The organism is Streptomyces sp. NPDC015242, from assembly GCF_043079125.1.
Taxonomy (GTDB): domain Bacteria; phylum Actinomycetota; class Actinomycetes; order Streptomycetales; family Streptomycetaceae; genus Streptomyces.
Map to the genome: position 1 here is coordinate 464,409 of NZ_JBIBUF010000005.1, position 15,251 is coordinate 479,659.

Below are 15,251 nucleotides of genomic sequence, written 5' to 3' on the forward strand. Positions count from 1 at the left end.
GGGGGCGCCGCGGGGGCGCCCCCTGCCCGGTTGGGTCGGTGTCTGCCGCTGCGTGCCGCTACTTGCCGAGGTCTGCCGGGAAGGGCCAGACGTCGAAGGCCCTGTCGAGCTCGGCGCGGTCGCGGCCCATCCACTTGGCGGTGACGCGGCGGACGGTGCGCTTGGGCAGGTGCGGGTTGTCGTCGCGGTCCGTGATCGGCTGGGCCAGCGACTGCAGCTCCCAGGCGACGCCGACGAGCCGGTTGATGTGGGTCCAGTAGTGCGGCTTGATGCCGAGGAGCGCGAAGCCGGCCAGGAACGGGTGCCAGCGGTGGTAGGCGTGGGTTGGCGACGGCGGCGTGTAGTTCATCATGTGGACCTTCTGGCCGTCCGGACGGCGCGGGTCGAACAGCGTGCCCTGGCCGTACTCCTGGAAGGCGAAGAGCAGTCCGCGCGGGTCGCGGCCGTAGAACCGGTCGTAGACCTTGATCTGCTCGCGGGAGATGACCTCGAAGGCGGCCTTGTTCGGCCTGATCAGCTCAGCGAAGCTGCGCGGGTAGCGGCCGCTCTTGCGGGTCTCGACCCAGGCGTCGTAGGTCTTGGTGAAGCCGCCGAACGGCTCGACGATGGCGTAGACCGCGTCCGACATCTCCTGGGACGGGGTGTAGTACGACATCTCGTCGTACTGGTACCAGAACTCGTTCGCCCAGCGGTCGCCGACCATGCCCGGGACCCGCGGCAGGGAGGGGTGGCGGCCGTGGGCCTCGGCGGGCGTGGCGCCGACGAGGGACGCCGTGGCGGCTGCTCCGGCGACGCCGAGGGCGGCCCGCAGCGCGCTCCTGCGGTCCAGGGTGTTGAGCGTCATGCGCGTTCTCCTTACACGGGGCGGAAGGGGCGGGTTCACGGGGTGTCGGGCGAGGACGCGGGCCCGTGGCCCGAGTGCTGTGCGTGCTATGACTCTCGCGTACGGCCCTATCGGCGACCTATACCGGAAACCGGCAGGTCAGGGCCGGTTTCCGGGCAGCTCTCAGGGACGCTCGCGGGGGGTGTTCCCGGGGTCGCCGGCGGGGGTGTTCCCGGGGTCGCCGGCAGGGGTGTCCCCCGGCTCGGGGAACGGCTCCCGGCGCAGGCCGGGCGAGGCCAGCGCCACCAGTGCCGTGAGCGCCATGACGGCACTGAGGGCCAGGGCGGTGCGCAGGGCGTCCGTGGCCTCCAGGAGGAAGCCCGCGGCGACCGGCCCGGCCGCCATGGCGCCCGAACCCACCAGGTTCGCGACGGAGTTGGCGCGGCCGCGCAGCCGGTCGGGCGCGGCCCGTACGAGCAGGACCCCGCCGGCGACGTTGAAGACCCCGCCGACGTAGCCGCTCGCCGCGAACAGGGCGCCCAGCAGGACGGGGGTGTCCAGGGCGGCGGCCACCGGGATCATGAAGGCGGTCCAGGCGAGCAGTCCGCCCAGGACCAGGGTCCGCAGCGGGAACCGGGTGCTCCACCAGCCGCCGGTGAGGGCGCCGACGAGCCCGCCGGCGCCGCTGAGCGAGAGCACCAGGCCGACTTCGAAGGGGGTGCCGTCGCGCTCCTGGATGCCCGCCATCACGGCCAGGTTGAGGCCCTGGAAGAGGACGTTGGTGACCGCGACGGCGGTCATCACGGCCCGCAGGAAGGGCTGCCGCCACATCCACACCAGGCCCTCGCGGATCTCGGTGCCGAGCCGGGCCGGCGGTCCGGTGCGGGTGTGCTGGAGCTTGCCTCGTACTCCGGACAGGCAGACGAGGGACGCCAGTTGGGCGACGGCGGCGGCCGCGTAGGGCAGTGCGGCGCCGAGCGCGACGAGTCCGCTGCCGAGCGGTTGCCCGGCGATGGCGGCGCCGCGGGTGCGGGCTTCGTTGCCGGTGAGCGCGGCGGGCAGCTGTTCGCGCGGGACGACGGCCGGCACGGCCGCCCGTTCGGCGAGCTGGTGGAGCACGCCGAGGGCGCCCTCGGCGAACGCGGCGGCCAGCAGCGCCCACAGCCAGGTGCGTCCGCTGAGCAGCAGCGCGGTCACCGCCACGGCGATCAGTGCCTGGCCGAGCCCGGCGCCGATCATGATGCGCCGCCGGTCGTAGCGGTCGACGAGCACCCCGCCCGGCAGCTGCATCAGCAGCATGGGCAGCAGCAGGGCGGTGCCGACCAGTCCGGCGTCGCCCGGCGATCCGGTGGCCCACAGCACGGTCAGCGGATAGGCCACCGCGGTCGCCCGCCCGGCCAGCAGCGACAGCCCGGCCCCGCCCCACAGCAGGGTGAAGTCCCGGTTGCGGCGCAGCGGCGGGCGGGGCGCGGGCTCGGGCTCGGCGGGCGCCGGGTCCGGTGCGGTGCCCGGTGCCGGCTCGGACGCCTCGGTGACCGTACCCACCCCGCTCTCGCCGCCTGCGCGCGTCTGCTCCGTCATCAGCCACGGTACTTCCGAGGGGTCCGTGGCCGGACGACCCGTGGGGCCGCTCATCGGACGGAGGCGATCTGGGGCACGCGGGCCGTCAGCGGGGCGCACGCGTGCTCCAGGACCGCCATGGCGCTGTGCATCTTGTTGGTGGCCTGCGCGAAGGCGATGCTCGCCGGGCCGTCCAGGACGTCCGCCGTGACCTCCTCGCCGCGGTGGGCCGGCAGGTCGTGCATGAACACGGCGCGGGGCGAGTCGTCCCACAGCCGGGCGTCGACCTGGAACGGCGCGAAGATCTCCCGCCAGTTCGCGTCCGGCTTGCTGGTGCCGGTGGTCTGCCAGCGGGTGGTGTAGATGACGTCGTACGCCCCGTCGAGGGCGGCCATGTCGTGCCGCTCGGTGATCCGGGCGCCGCTGCGGGCGGCGTGGGCCGCGGCCCGCGCGGCGACGGACGGGGTGAGCCCGTAACCGGGCGGGGTGCGCAGGTCGAGGTGGACGCCGGAGTAGCGGCCGAGGGCCAGGGCGAGCGCCGCCGCGGTGTTGTTGCCCTCACCGGCGTACAGGACGCGCAGGCCCTCGATGCGGCCGAAGTGCCGCAGCAGGGTGGTCAGGTCGGTCAGCGCCTGGGTGGGGTGCTCCTCGGACGTCATGGCGTTGACGACGGCCATCCGGTGCTGGCCGGCCCAGCCGCGCAGTTCCGCCTCCGGTCCCGCGGTGCGGGCCACCAGCACGTCGAGCATGCCGGACAGCACCCGGCCGGTGTCCTCGGTGGTCTCGCCGGTGTTGAGCTGGAGGTCGCCGGGTCCGTAGGAGATCAGGGAGGCGCCCAGGCGCAGGGCGCCGGAGGAGAAGGCGGTGCGGGTGCGGGTGGAGGTCTTGGCGAAGTAGACGCCGGTGACCAGGCCGTCCAGCGGGCGGGCCGGGCCCGCGCGCCCCGCGGAGAAGGCGGCGCCGCGGGCGACGACGCGGTGCAGTTCGTGGTCGGTGAGGTCGTCGACGGAGATGAGGTGGCGCGCGTGGCGCACGTCCCGGGGGACTTCCATGGGTCAGCCTTCCCTAGCTGGTTGCGGAGTGGTCCAGGGCGGCGGCGAGCCGCGCGACGGTGCGGTGGCGCAGGGCCGTGGCCAGGTCGAGGGCGAGGCCCGCGCGGCGGGCGGCGACCAGCAGCGGCGGCACGAGCAGCGAGTCGCCGCCGAGTTCGCGGAAGTCGTCGTCGACGCCGACCCGTTCGAGGCCGAGCACCTCGGCCCAGACCGCGGCGAGCCGCCGTTCGGTGGCGGTGCGCGGTGCCGTGTAGGGTGCCGCGCCCGCGCCGGTCGCCTCGCGGGCCGCGACGGCGGCCCGGTCGCGTTTGCCGTGGGCGGTGAGCGGCAGGGCGGCGACGACCTCGACGGTGGCCGGGACGAGTGCGGCGGGCAGGAGGGTGTGCAGCCGGTCCCGGAGCGCGGTGACCTCGACGGCGCGGTCCTCGGCGGGCACCACCCACGCGGCCAGGCGCTTCCCGCCGTCGGCGGCCGGGACCGCCGTGACCAGCGCCTCCCGTACGGCCGGGTCGGCGGTGAGGGCGGCCTCGGCCTCGCCGGGCTCCACCCGGTGGCCGCGGATCTTGACCTGGCTGTCGGTGCGGCCCGCGAACTCCAGGTGCCCGCCCGGCAGTCGCCGGGCCAGGTCGCCGGTGCGGTAGAGGCGGGTGCCGGGCAGTCCGTACGGGTCGGGCAGGAAGGCGAGCGCGGTCAGGCCGGGACGGCCGCCGTAGCCGCGGGCGAGTCCGTCGCCGCCGAGGAACACCTCACCGGTGACGCCGTCGGGCACGGGCCGCAGCTGCGCGTCGAGGACGCGGACCAGGACGCCGGGCAGCGGGGCGCCCAGCGGCACCAGTGCGCGCGCGGACCGGGCGCGCACGGGGCCGTAGGTGGCGGCGACGGTGGCCTCGGTGGGCCCGTACTCGGCGCCCAGGGCCATGCCCCCGCCGCCGGCGCGGATCCGGGCCGCGACCCGGCCGGCCTGCACGGTGGGGTAGGCGTCCCCGGCGCAGACCGCGAGCGCGGCCAGCCCGGCCAGTTCCCGGTCGGTCAGCTGGTGCTCCAGCAGCGCCAGATGGCCCGGCGTCAGGCCGACGAACGCGTACGGCGCGCCGCGCAGCAGCAGCGGCCCGAACTCGTCCGTGCCGTACCTCTGCGGCAGCACCCGTACGGGCTGCCCGGTCATCAGCGGCGCGTACAGCGCGGGCATCCCGAGGTCGAAGCCGGCCGGGGTGAACCAGGGCGCTCCGCCGGAACCGGCCTCGGCGTACTGCCGTACGGCCCAGTCGAGGTAGTGGGCGAGGGCCCGGTGGGAGACCTCGACGGCCTTGGGGGTGCCGGTGGAGCCGGAGGTGTGCAGGACGTAGGCGAGCCGGTCCGGGTCGTGGCGCAGGCCGAGCGGCGAGCCGTCGCCCTCGTGGGCGGCGTCCTCGGCGAGCAGCACGTCCGCCTGGGGCAGCCGGAAGGAGTACGAGCGCTGGGTGACGGCGATCCGCGGCGTGGCCCCGGCGAGCCGGGCGTCCGGCGCGCACGGGTCGAGGGGCACCTGCACGGCGCCCGCCTTCCACACGCCGAGCAGGGCGGCGACGAGGTCCGGGCCGCGGTCGAGCAGCACCGCCACCCGGGTCTCGGCGGCGGCGCCGAGGGCGCGCAGCCGGCGGGCGATCCGGTTGGCGCGGGCGTCGAGCTCGCCGTAGGAGAGGCGGAAGTCCTCGCCGTGCAGGGCGGTGGCCGCCGGGGTGCGGGCGGCCCGCTCCTCGAAGGCGCCGAGGACGTCGGCCGGGGTGTCGGGGTGGGGCAGGGCGGGCGCCTTGAGGCGGGCGCTCTCGTACCGGTCGGGGTAGGTGCCGGTGCTGTCGCCGCCGGCGCCCGTACGGGCCATGTCGGTGAGCACCGCGCGGTACAGCGCGGCCAGCCGGCCGGCGGCGGGCCGGGAGAGCGTGCGGGTGCGGGAGGCGAATGAGAGGTGGCCGCGGACGGGGGTGCCGACGACGAGGGGGAACTCGTTGGGGCTGTCGTCGCGGCTGGCCATGATGTCGATCAGCTCGGTGTCGACCTGGTGGAAGTCCAGGTAGTGGAAGAGCACGTCGATCAGGTGGGCCTCGCCGCCGGGCACCCGCATGGCGGGCATCGGGTAGCGGCGGTGCGGCCACAGCGCGACCTCGTGCGCGAAGACCTGCCGGGCCAGTTCGCCCCAGGTGCGGGCGGTCCGCTCGTAGGGGAAGGGCACCGAGTTGAGGTACATGCCGGAGACGGTCTCGGCGCCGGCCTCCTCGGGGCGCGCGTCGGCGACCATGCCGCCGCGGAAGGCGGCGGAGCGGGTGAGCAGCGACAGCACCTTGCTGTGCGCGGCGTGCAGCACGCTCTTGTACGGCACCTCGGCGGCGGTCGCCAGGGCGCGCAGGCCGGGTTCCAGGTCGGTCAGCGGCAGGTCGATGCGGTACCGCTCATCGGGTTCCGCCGGGTCGCCCGCCCAGCCGGGCGGCACGGTGACCTTGTCGTGCCCCTCGACGATCCCGCGCCAGAACTCCTGGTCGGCCGGGTCGTCGAGGGCGCGCAGCTCACCGGCGATGAAGTCGGCGTAGCGGACGGCGGGCGCGGGCGGCGCGGGGTCGGGCTCGCCGCCGGTGCGCAGGGCGCGGTAGGCGCGGAGCATCTCCATCAGCTGGGAGTGGTAGCTCCAGCCCTCGATGACGGGGTGGCACTCGGTGATCGACAGCCACCAGCTCTCGTCGTCCAGGAGGTGCACGGCCATCCGCATCAGCGGTGCCCGGGTCAGGTCGAACAGCTCGGCCCGGTCCCGGTCGGCGAAGTCCCACAGGGCCTGCTGCCGGGCGTCCTCGGGGAGGTGGCGCAGGTCCTCGTGGACGACGGGCATACGGGCGGCGGCGTGCACCAGCTGGAGCGGCTGGGAGTACCCGGCCAGGGCGAAGGAGGTGCGCATCACCTCGTGCCGCTCGGCGATCAGGTCGGCGGCCCGCTGGAACGCGGCCGGGTCGAAGGGGAGTTCGTCGCGGATCCGGAAGGAGGTGATGTTGTGGTAGCGGTTCTCGCCGCTGCCGCCGTGCATCTCGACGAGCATCCCGGCCTGGATGCGGGAGACCGGGTAGGCGTCGGTGACGCCGGCGGGCAGGCGCGCCCGGTCGGCGGCGTCGATCAGCGCGAACCGTGCGACGGTCCGGGACGCGTCGGTGTCCGGGGCGCCGGTGCGGGCGACGGCCGCCGCCAGGCGTTCGACGGTGCGGTGCTCGAAGACGTCCCGGACGCTGGTCTCCCAGCCGGCCGCGCGCAGCGCCCCGACCAGCCCGACCGCGCGCAGCGAGTCACCGCCCAGGTCGAAGAAGTTGTCGCGCACCCCGACGGTGTCCAGGCCGAGCACCTCCGCCCACACGGCGGCCATGGCCCGTTCGGCGCCGGTGCGGGCCTCGACGTGCGCGCCGACGGCCGTGGCGGCGCGGCCGGGCGCGGGCAGCGCGCGCCGGTCGAGCTTGCCGTTGCCGGTCAGCGGCAGCGAGTCCAGCGTGAGGTAGGCGGTGGGCAGCATGTACGGCGGCAGCGACGCGCCGAGGTGGGCGCGCAGGGCGGCCGGGCCGAGGTCGTCGGCAGCGGCGCCGGGGGCCGGTACGAGGTAGGCGACGAGCTGCTTGTCGCCGGGGGTGTCCTCGCGGACGAGCGCGACGGCCTCGGCGACGGCCGGGTGCGCGGTGAGCGCGGTCTCCACCTCCCCCGGCTCGATGCGGTAGCCGCGCAGTTTGACCTGGTGGTCGACGCGGGCGAGGAAGTCGAGGTTGCCGTCGGGCAGTACCCGGGCCAGGTCGCCGGAGCGGTACAGGCGGCTGCCGGGCGGGCCGAAGGGGTCGGGCACGAACCGTTCGGCGGTCAGGTCGGGCCGGCCGGCGTACCCGCGGGCCAGTCCGGTGCCGCCGATCCACACCTCGCCGGGGACGCCGGTGGGAAGCGGGCGCAGCCGGTCGTCCAGGACGTACATCGTGGTGTTCGGGACGGCCCGGCCGATGGGGACCAGCTCGGTGGCGACCGGTCCGCGCAGGAAGTAGGCGGAGTTGCCGACGGTGATCTCGGTGGGCCCGTACTCGGCGGCCAGCCGGGTGCCGCCCTCGCCCGCCGCCGTCGCCCACCGTTCGGCGAGCCGGGCGGTGAAGGAGTCACCGGCGGCGATGACGAGTCCGGCCAGGCCGTGCACCTGCTCGGGGCCCAACTGCTCGACCAGCAGGTTGAGGTGGCCCGGGGTGAGCTTGATGAAGGCGTACGGTCCGCCTGCCGCGAGCAGGGCGCCGAGGCCGGCGGTGTCGGCGTCCTGCGGCAGCAGGTGCACCGGCTGTCCGGTCATCAGCGGCGTGTACAGGTCGGGCACGCCCAGGTCGAAGGCGATGGAGGAGAACAGCGGTGCTCCCCCGGTGCCCGCGCTCGCGTACGCCTGGACCGTCCAGCCCAGATAGTTGGCGAGGCCGCGGTGGCCGATCAGGACGCCCTTGGGGCGCCCGGTGGAGCCGGAGGTGTAGATGACGTAGGCGAGCCGGTCGAGGTCGTGGGCGGCGGGCAGCTCGGCGTCGGCCGTCTCCAGGGCGGCCCGGTCGGCCGGGTCGTCGACGACGACCGTGCGGACGCCGGTCAGGCGGCCGGCGTACCGGGTCTCGGTGACGGCCAGGGCGGTCGCGGTCTGCGCCAGCATGTGGGCGACGCGGTCGTCCGGGTGGGCCGGGTCGACGGGGAGGTAGGCGGCGCCCGCCCGCCAGATGCCCAGCAGCGCGGCGACCAGGTCGGGGCCGCGGTCGAGGAGGACGGCGACGACGGCCTCGGGGCCGGCGCCCAGCTCGGTGAGGCGGCGGGCGAACCGGTCGGCCCGCGCGTCGAGTTCCGCGTAGGTGACGGTGGTGCCGGCGTGCCGCAGGGCGGGCGCGTCCGGGGTCGCCGCCATCTGCGCGGCGATCGTCTCGTGGACCGGGCGCAGGGCGGCCGGTTCCAGCGGGCGGTCGGTGCCGACGGGGGCGGCCGGGCCGTCGAGGAGCAGGGCGCGCTCGGCGGCGTCCAGGACGTCGAGGTCGGCGACCGGGGTGCCGGGGTCCCGGGCTATCGCCGTGAGCAGGGTGCGGTAGTGGCGGGTGATCCGCTCGGCGGTGGCCGCGTCGAAGAGGGCGGTGGCGTACTCCAGGCTGCCGAGCAGGCTGCCGTCCGGCCGTTCGGCCAGGTGCAGGGTGAGGTCGAAGCGGGAGACGCGGCTCCGGGCCGGTACGGGCGCGACGGCCACGCCGGGCAGTTCGGGACCCTCGGGGCCGCCCTCGCCGGAGACCAGGTCGAACATGGCCTGGAAGACGGGGGTGGTGGACAGGTCCCGCTCCGGCTCCACCTCGTCGGCGATCCGGTCGAAGGGGGTGCCCTGGTGGTCGAAGGCGGCCAGCACGGCCGTACGGCTGTCGGCGAGGAAGCGGCGGAAGGGTGTCCCGGGCCGCCAGGTGGCGCGCAGCGCCAGCGTGTTGTAGGCGTAGCCGGCCATCCGGTGCAGCTCGGGCCGGGTCCGGCCGGAGGAGGCGGTGCCGACGCACACGTCGGTGGTGCCGGCGTAGCGGCCGAGCAGCAGCTGCCAGGCGGCGAGCAGCGCCATGAAGGCGGTGGCGCCCTCCTCCCGGGCGAGTCCCCGCAGGCCTTCCGCGACCGGTGCGGGCACCTCGAAGCGGGCGACGGCGCCGGCGCCGTCGCGGACGGCGGGCCGGGGCCGGTCGGTGGGCAGCCCGAGCGGGGCGAGCCCGGCCAGCCGCTCCCGCCACCAGGCCAGGCCGGCGGCCGCGGCCGGTGAGCCGTCCCGCTCGGCGCGCCAGGCCGCGTAGTCGGCGTACTGGAGGGCCGGTTCGGGCAGCGCACCCGCCGGGTCGCGGCCCTCGACGGCGGCCGTGTACAGGGCCGAGAGCTCGGACAGCAGCAGCGGTCTGGTCATCGCGTCGCAGGCGATGTGGTGCACCACCGCGACCAGCACGTGGTCGTCGGCGGCGAGCCGCAGCAGCCGTACGCGCAGCGGCTGCCGCGTCGCGAGGTCGAGGGGCAGCGCGGCCTGCTCCTCCGCGAAGGCGACGGCGCGGCCGCCGGCGTCACCGTCGCCTTCGCCGCCGTGGACGACGGCGAAGTCCACCGGGCCGGCCGGGTCGATCACCTGGCGGGGCTCGGTGCCGTCGAGGACGTACCGGGTGCGCAGGATCTCGTGGCGGGCGGCCAGGGTGTCGAAGGCGCGGCGCAGGGCGCCGGTGTCGAGGGCGCCGCGCAGCCGGTACACCATCGGCAGCAGGTACTCGGGGCTGTCCGGGTCGAGCTGGTGCAGGAACCACAGGCTGCGCTGTCCGGCGGAGAGGACGAGGGGTGCCGAGCGGTCGGCGCGGGGTATGCCGGCCGGGACCGCGCGGCGGCCTGCGGCGCGGGCGGCCAGCCGGCGGCGCAGCAGTTCGGCCGCCAGCTGGTCCCGGTTCGGTGCGGTGGGTGCGGTCACGGCTGGTACTCCCGGTGGGCGAGGGCCAGTTCGGCCTCGGTGAGCGATTCGATCTCGGCGCGTACGGCCTCTTCCACGGCGGTGGCCAGGCCCCGCACGGTGGGCCGCTCGAAGACGGCGCTCAGCGGCAGCTCGACGTCGAACTCCTCCTGGACGCGGGCGATCACCCGGGTCGCGCGGACCGAGTTGCCGCCGAGGCGGAAGAAGCCCTGGCGGGCCCCGACCGGCCGGGCGGTGCCGTCGCCGTCGCCAAACAGCACGTCGGACCAGATCGCGGCGAGGGCCTCCTCGACCGGTCCCTCGGGCGCGCTGTACGGCTCGTCGGCGAGGGCGGCGGCCAGGTCGGGCACGGGCAGCGCGGCGGTGTCGACCTTGTTGTGCCGGGTCAGCGGCAGCCGTTCCAGGCCCACCAGCAAGGCGGGCAGCATGTAGTCGGGCAGCCGGCGGGCGCAGTGGTCGAGCAGGTCGCCCTCGGTGACCGGCCCGGCGTCCGGGGCGGGGGTCCAGTAGCCGACCAGGGCGGCCTCGGGCCCGGAGCCGTGCACGGTGACGAACGCGTGGGCGACGGCCGGGTGCTCGACGAGGACGCCCTGCACCTCGCCGGTCTCCACCCTGCGACCGCGGATCTTGACCTGCCCGTCGGCGCGGCCGGCGAACTCCAGGGTGCCGTCGGGCCGCATCCGGGCCCGGTCGCCGGTGCGGTACAGCCGTGCCCCGGCGGGGCCGTAGGGATCGGGCACGAAGGCGGCGGCGGTCGGGCCGGGGCGGCCGTGGTAGCCGCGGGCCAGCCCGTCGCCGCCGACGCACAGTTCGCCGGTGACGCCGTACGGCACGGGCTGCAGACGGTCGTCGAGGACGTACGCCGTCACGTGCGGGTAGGGGTGGCCGACGGGCACTCCGGTGGCGGTGTCGTCGGCGTCCCAGCGGGTGGCGGCGATGGTGGTCTCGGTCAGCCCGTACTCGTTGATGAACCGCATGAGCCGGCGCGAGAGTTCGCGGGCCAGCGCGGGCGGGCAGGGTTCGCCGCCGGTCTGGCCGACGATCGGGCGGCGGCCGAGCCCCGCGTCCAGCAGCATCTGCCAGTGCGCCGGGGCCACTTGGAGGTGGCTGACCTCGTGTGTGTCGATCATCCGCAGCTGGGCGGCGTGGTCGCGCTGCTCCTGTTCCCGGGCGAGCACCACCCGTCCTCCGGCCACCAGCGGCATGAACAGTTCGGTGCAGGAGATGTCGAAGGTGACCTGGGCCAGCGCCAGCCAGGCGTCGTCGGGGCCCTGCCCGAAGTCCAGGTGGGCCTGGGAGGCGCGCAGCATGGTGAGCAGCGAGCCGTGCTCCACGGCGACGCCCTTGGGCCGCCCGGTGGAGCCCGAGGTGTACATGAGGTAGGCGAGGCGGGCGGGGTCGTCGGCCACCGCCGGGACGGGCTGCGCGGCCGCGGCACCGGTACGCGTGGTCTCGGCGACCGTGCGCACGTCCAGCACCCGGCCCGCGAAGCGGTCCGTGAACCGGGCGGCGTGCGTGTCGTCGGTGATCAGGATCGTCGCCGCCGCGTCCGCCAGGACGTGCGCGGTGCGCTCGTCCGGGGCGGCCGGGTCCAGCGGCACGTAGGCGGCTCCCGCCCGCCACGCGCCGAGGAAGGCGGCGACCAGGTCGGGGGTGCGGCCGAGCAGGACGGCGACCACCGAGCCCTCGCCGGCGCCCGCGGCCCGCAGCCGGGCGGCGAACGCCTCGGCCCGGTGCTCCAGCCGCTCGTACGTCCACCTCTCGCCACCGCACTCGACCGCGGTGTCCCGCGGCGCGCGCCGGGCCGCCGCGGCGATGGCGGCGTCGACGGTCCGCTCGGGTCCGGTGACCGTGCCGGGCTCCGGCCGGCCGGGACCGCGGCCGAGCAGTTCGGCGCGGAGCGGCGGGGGCAGCAGGTCGGCGTCGGCAAGACGGCGGTCCGGGTCGGCGGTGACCGACTCCAGCAGCCGGATCCAGCAGTCGGCCAGCCGCTCGACGGTGGCCGCGTCGAACAGGGCGGTGGCGTACTCGGCGAGACCGAGCAGCGAGCCGTCGGGGCGGCGCTGGAGCACGAAGGTCAGGTCGGTGCGGGCGGTGCGCCAGGCCCCGCGGAAGGCGGCCACGTCACCGGCGTCGACCGCGGTGCCGGTGCGGCCCTCCTCGTGCACGTCGAACATGACCTGGTAGAGCGGGGTGCGGGCGGGGTCGCGGGTGTCGTCCAGCTCCGCCACCAGCCGGTCGAAGGGCAGCTCCTGGTGCGCGAAGGCCGTCCGGGCGGTGTCGCGGACCCGGACCAGCGCCTTCCTGAAGGGTGTGCCGGGGGGCGCGTCGCAGCGCAGCACCAGCGTGTTGAGGAAGTAGCCCGCCACGTCGGCGGCCTCGTCGCCGTGCCGTCCGGCGACCGGCACCCCGACCGGGACGTCCCAGCTGCCGCTGAACCGGGCCACGAGCGCGGCGAACGCGGTCAGCAGGGTCTGCTGCAAGGTGGCACCGCAGCTGCGGCCGAGCGCGGCGGCCTGCTCGGCGAGCGGGGCCGGCACGGTGAAGACGTGCGCGGCGCCGGCCGCGTCCCGGGTGGCCGGGCGGGGCCGGTCGGCGGGCAGGTCGACCGGTGTGATGCCGTCCAGGGTGTCCTTCCAGTGGGCGAGTTCGGACCTGAGGAAGGTGTCGGTCAGCCGGGCGCGCCGGTGGACGGCGTGGTCGGCGTACTGGACGGGCAGGGCGGGCAGGTGGGCGTCGGTGCCGGTGTGCAGGGCCTCGGCGAGCGCCTTGAAGTCGCGCTCCAGCACGACGGAGGTCCAGCCGTCGCAGGCGATGTGGTGGATGCTCAGCAGCAGCGTCAGCGTGCCCCGGCCGCGCACCGCGAGGGCCCGGCGCACCGGCCCTCGCGCCAGGTCGAAGGGGAGGGCGAACTCGGCCTCCACCAGCGCGTTCAGCTCGTCGGCCGTGTCGGCGCGGGCGAAGCGGACGTCCCACTCGGCCGGCAGGTCGGCGAGCTGCACCGGCTCGGTGCCGCGGATCAGATAGCGGGTGCGCAGGATCTCGTGGCGGGCGGCGAGCGCGGTGAGCGCCCCGCGGACGACCGTGTCGTCGTACGCGGCGGGCAGGGTGAGGAAGACCGGCGCGTTCCACTCGGCGCTGCCGGGGCGCAGCCGGTCCAGCAGCCACATGCTCTGCTGGCCGGGTGACAGCGGCAGGCCGTGCGGGTCGCGGGCGACCGGGGTCACGGAGTGCTCCGCCGGGGGGACGGCGGTGCCGTCCGCCGCCCGGCCGGGGGTGAGCAGCGCGGCCTGCTGCTCCACGGTGGTGGCGGTCAGCAGCGCGGTCGCCGGGATGGGCCGGCCGGCGGCTCGGGACAGGCCGGCCGCGAGCCGGTTGAGCATCAGCGAGGAGCCGCCGAGCTGGAAGAAGTCGTGGTCGGCGCCGATCTCGGCGGCCGGGGTGCCGGTCAGCCGCGTCCACTCCTCGGCGACGACCCGCTCGGCGGGCGTGCGGACCGGGAGGTGCGCGGTCTCGGCGGCGGCGGTCGCCGGGTCGGGCAGTGCGGACCGGTCGATCTTGCCGTTCGGGGTGAGCGGGAACTCGGTGACCGGCACGTAGGCGGCCGGCACCAGCGGCTCCGGCAGCGAGTGGCGCAGGAAGGCGCGCAGCTCCTGCGGGCCGAGCGGCTCGCCGCGCGACTGCACCCAGGCGACCAGCCGGTGTCCTCCGCGCCCGTCGGGCACGCCGGCCGCGACGGCGGCGCGCACCCAGGGGTGGGCGGCGAGCGCGGCCTCGACCTCGCCGGGCTCGATCCGGACGCCGTTGACCTTGACCTGGTGGTCCAGGCGGCCCAGGTACTCCAGGACGCCGTCGGTGCGCCAGCGCGCCCGGTCGCCGGTGCGGTAGAGGCGGGCGCCCGGCCGGTGCGGGTCGGGCACGAACCGCTCGGCGCTCAGGTCGGGGCGGCCGAGGTAGCCGAGGGCGAGACCGACGCCGCCCGCGTGCAGTTCGCCGGGGACGCCCACGGGCACCGGGCGCCCCGCCTGGTCCAGGACGAGGACGCGCATGTTGCCGATGGGCCGCCCGATCGGCACGGCCCCGGTGTCCTGTGCCGGGTCCCAGCGGTGCTCGGTGATGTCGACGGACGCCTCGGTGGGCCCGTAGGTGTTCCAGATCTGCGCCCCGGGCACCCGGTCGGACAGGGCACGGCACAGCTCGGCGTGGAGCGGCTCTCCGGCGCTGAAGAGCAGGCGCAGCGCGCCGGCGCGTTCCCAGCCGGGCTCCTCGACGAGGCGCCGGTAGACGGACGGCACGCCCTGCAGAATCGTCACGCCGCCGTCGATGACGGCCCGCAGCAGGGCGGCCGGGTCGCGCTCGGCGCCCTCGGGGGCGAGCGCCACGGCGCCGCCCGCGACGAGCGGGGCGAACAGTTCGAGGCCGGCGGCGTCGAAGCCGACGGTCGTCTTGAGCAGCATCCGGTCGCCCGGGCCCACCCCGTGCCGGTGCGCCAGCCAGCGCACCCGGTTGGCGATGCCGCCGTGCGGCACGACCACGCCCTTGGGGCGGCCGGTGGATCCGGAGGTGTGCAGGACGTAGGCGGGGTGGTCGGCGTCGGCGGCGAACTGCACTCCCTCGTGATGCAGTTCGCCTTCGGCGCTCTCGGTGCCCGGGGTGTCCCGCAGGCCCTCGACGGTCAGCGTGCGGACGGTGCCGGGCAGGCTGTCCGTGGTGGCGCGCTCGGCGAGGACGACCGGGTCCCCGGTGTCCGCCAGGACCGCGGCCAGGCGGGCCGCCGGGTGGTGCGGGTCCAGCGGCACGTACGCGGCGCCCGCGAGCCAGACGCCGAGGAACGCGGCGACCAGTTCCGGGCCGCGGCGCAGGCACACCCCGGCGAAGTCGCCGGGACGCACCCCGGCCGACCGCAGTCCGGCCGCGAACCGGTCGGCCAGCGCGGCCAGTTCGGCGTAGGTGACGGCGGTGCCGTCGGCCCGGACGACGGCGGCCGCGTCGGGGGTGCGGGCGGCCTGTGCGTGGAACAGCTGCGGTATCAGCAGATGGCCGGGGACGCGTCCCGACTTCGCAGGCTCGTTCACGATCTCTCCTCCATCGGGATCGGCGGTGCGGATCAGCTGCCGGCGCCGGCCTCGGCCATGCGGCGGCGCAGGCTCAGCGGGCGCATGTCGGTCCACAGGGCGTTGATGCGCTCCAGGCACTCCTCGCGGCTGCCCTCGGTGCCCTCGGCGTGCCAGCCGGCGGGCAGGGCGCGGTCGGCCCACCAGATCGAGTACTGCTCCTCGTCGTTGAGCACGACGCGGTACACGTTTTCGTCGCTCATGTGTTCAGCCATGGGGTGTCCCTTCTG

General features: G+C 76.1%; 6 protein-coding genes. All 6 read right to left on the minus strand.

Annotated features, from left to right (window positions below; all coding sequences use genetic code 11):
* Positions 1 to 58: 58 nt before the first annotated feature.
* A complete protein-coding gene (locus tag ACF07N_RS19785) occupies positions 59 to 844 on the minus strand; it encodes a Tat pathway signal sequence domain protein (RefSeq protein ID WP_383330525.1) in 786 nt (261 codons plus the stop codon).
* A gap of 162 nt (positions 845 to 1,006) precedes the next feature.
* Positions 1,007 to 2,404: an MFS transporter gene (locus tag ACF07N_RS19790; RefSeq protein ID WP_392114517.1), complete on the minus strand. Its 1,398-nt coding sequence runs from the start codon at positions 2,402 to 2,404 to the stop codon at positions 1,007 to 1,009.
* Positions 2,405 to 2,454: 50 nt separating this feature from the next.
* Positions 2,455 to 3,435, minus strand: a complete 981-nt coding sequence (locus ACF07N_RS19795) for an ornithine carbamoyltransferase (protein WP_392114520.1) — start codon at positions 3,433 to 3,435, stop codon at positions 2,455 to 2,457.
* 13 nt (positions 3,436 to 3,448) lie between these two features.
* On the minus strand, positions 3,449 to 9,907 hold the full coding sequence (locus ACF07N_RS19800) for an amino acid adenylation domain-containing protein (RefSeq protein ID WP_392114523.1): 6,459 nt from the start codon (positions 9,905 to 9,907) through the stop codon (positions 3,449 to 3,451).
* Positions 9,904 to 14,982, minus strand: a complete 5,079-nt coding sequence (locus tag ACF07N_RS19805; RefSeq protein WP_392114525.1) for an amino acid adenylation domain-containing protein — start codon at positions 14,980 to 14,982, stop codon at positions 9,904 to 9,906. The genes ACF07N_RS19800 and ACF07N_RS19805 overlap by 4 nt, the downstream gene beginning before the upstream one ends.
* Positions 14,983 to 15,014: 32 nt before the next feature.
* Positions 15,015 to 15,224, minus strand: coding sequence for an MbtH family protein (locus tag ACF07N_RS19810; RefSeq protein WP_383339234.1), 210 nt, complete (start codon positions 15,222 to 15,224; stop codon positions 15,015 to 15,017).
* Positions 15,225 to 15,251 lie beyond the last annotated feature (27 nt).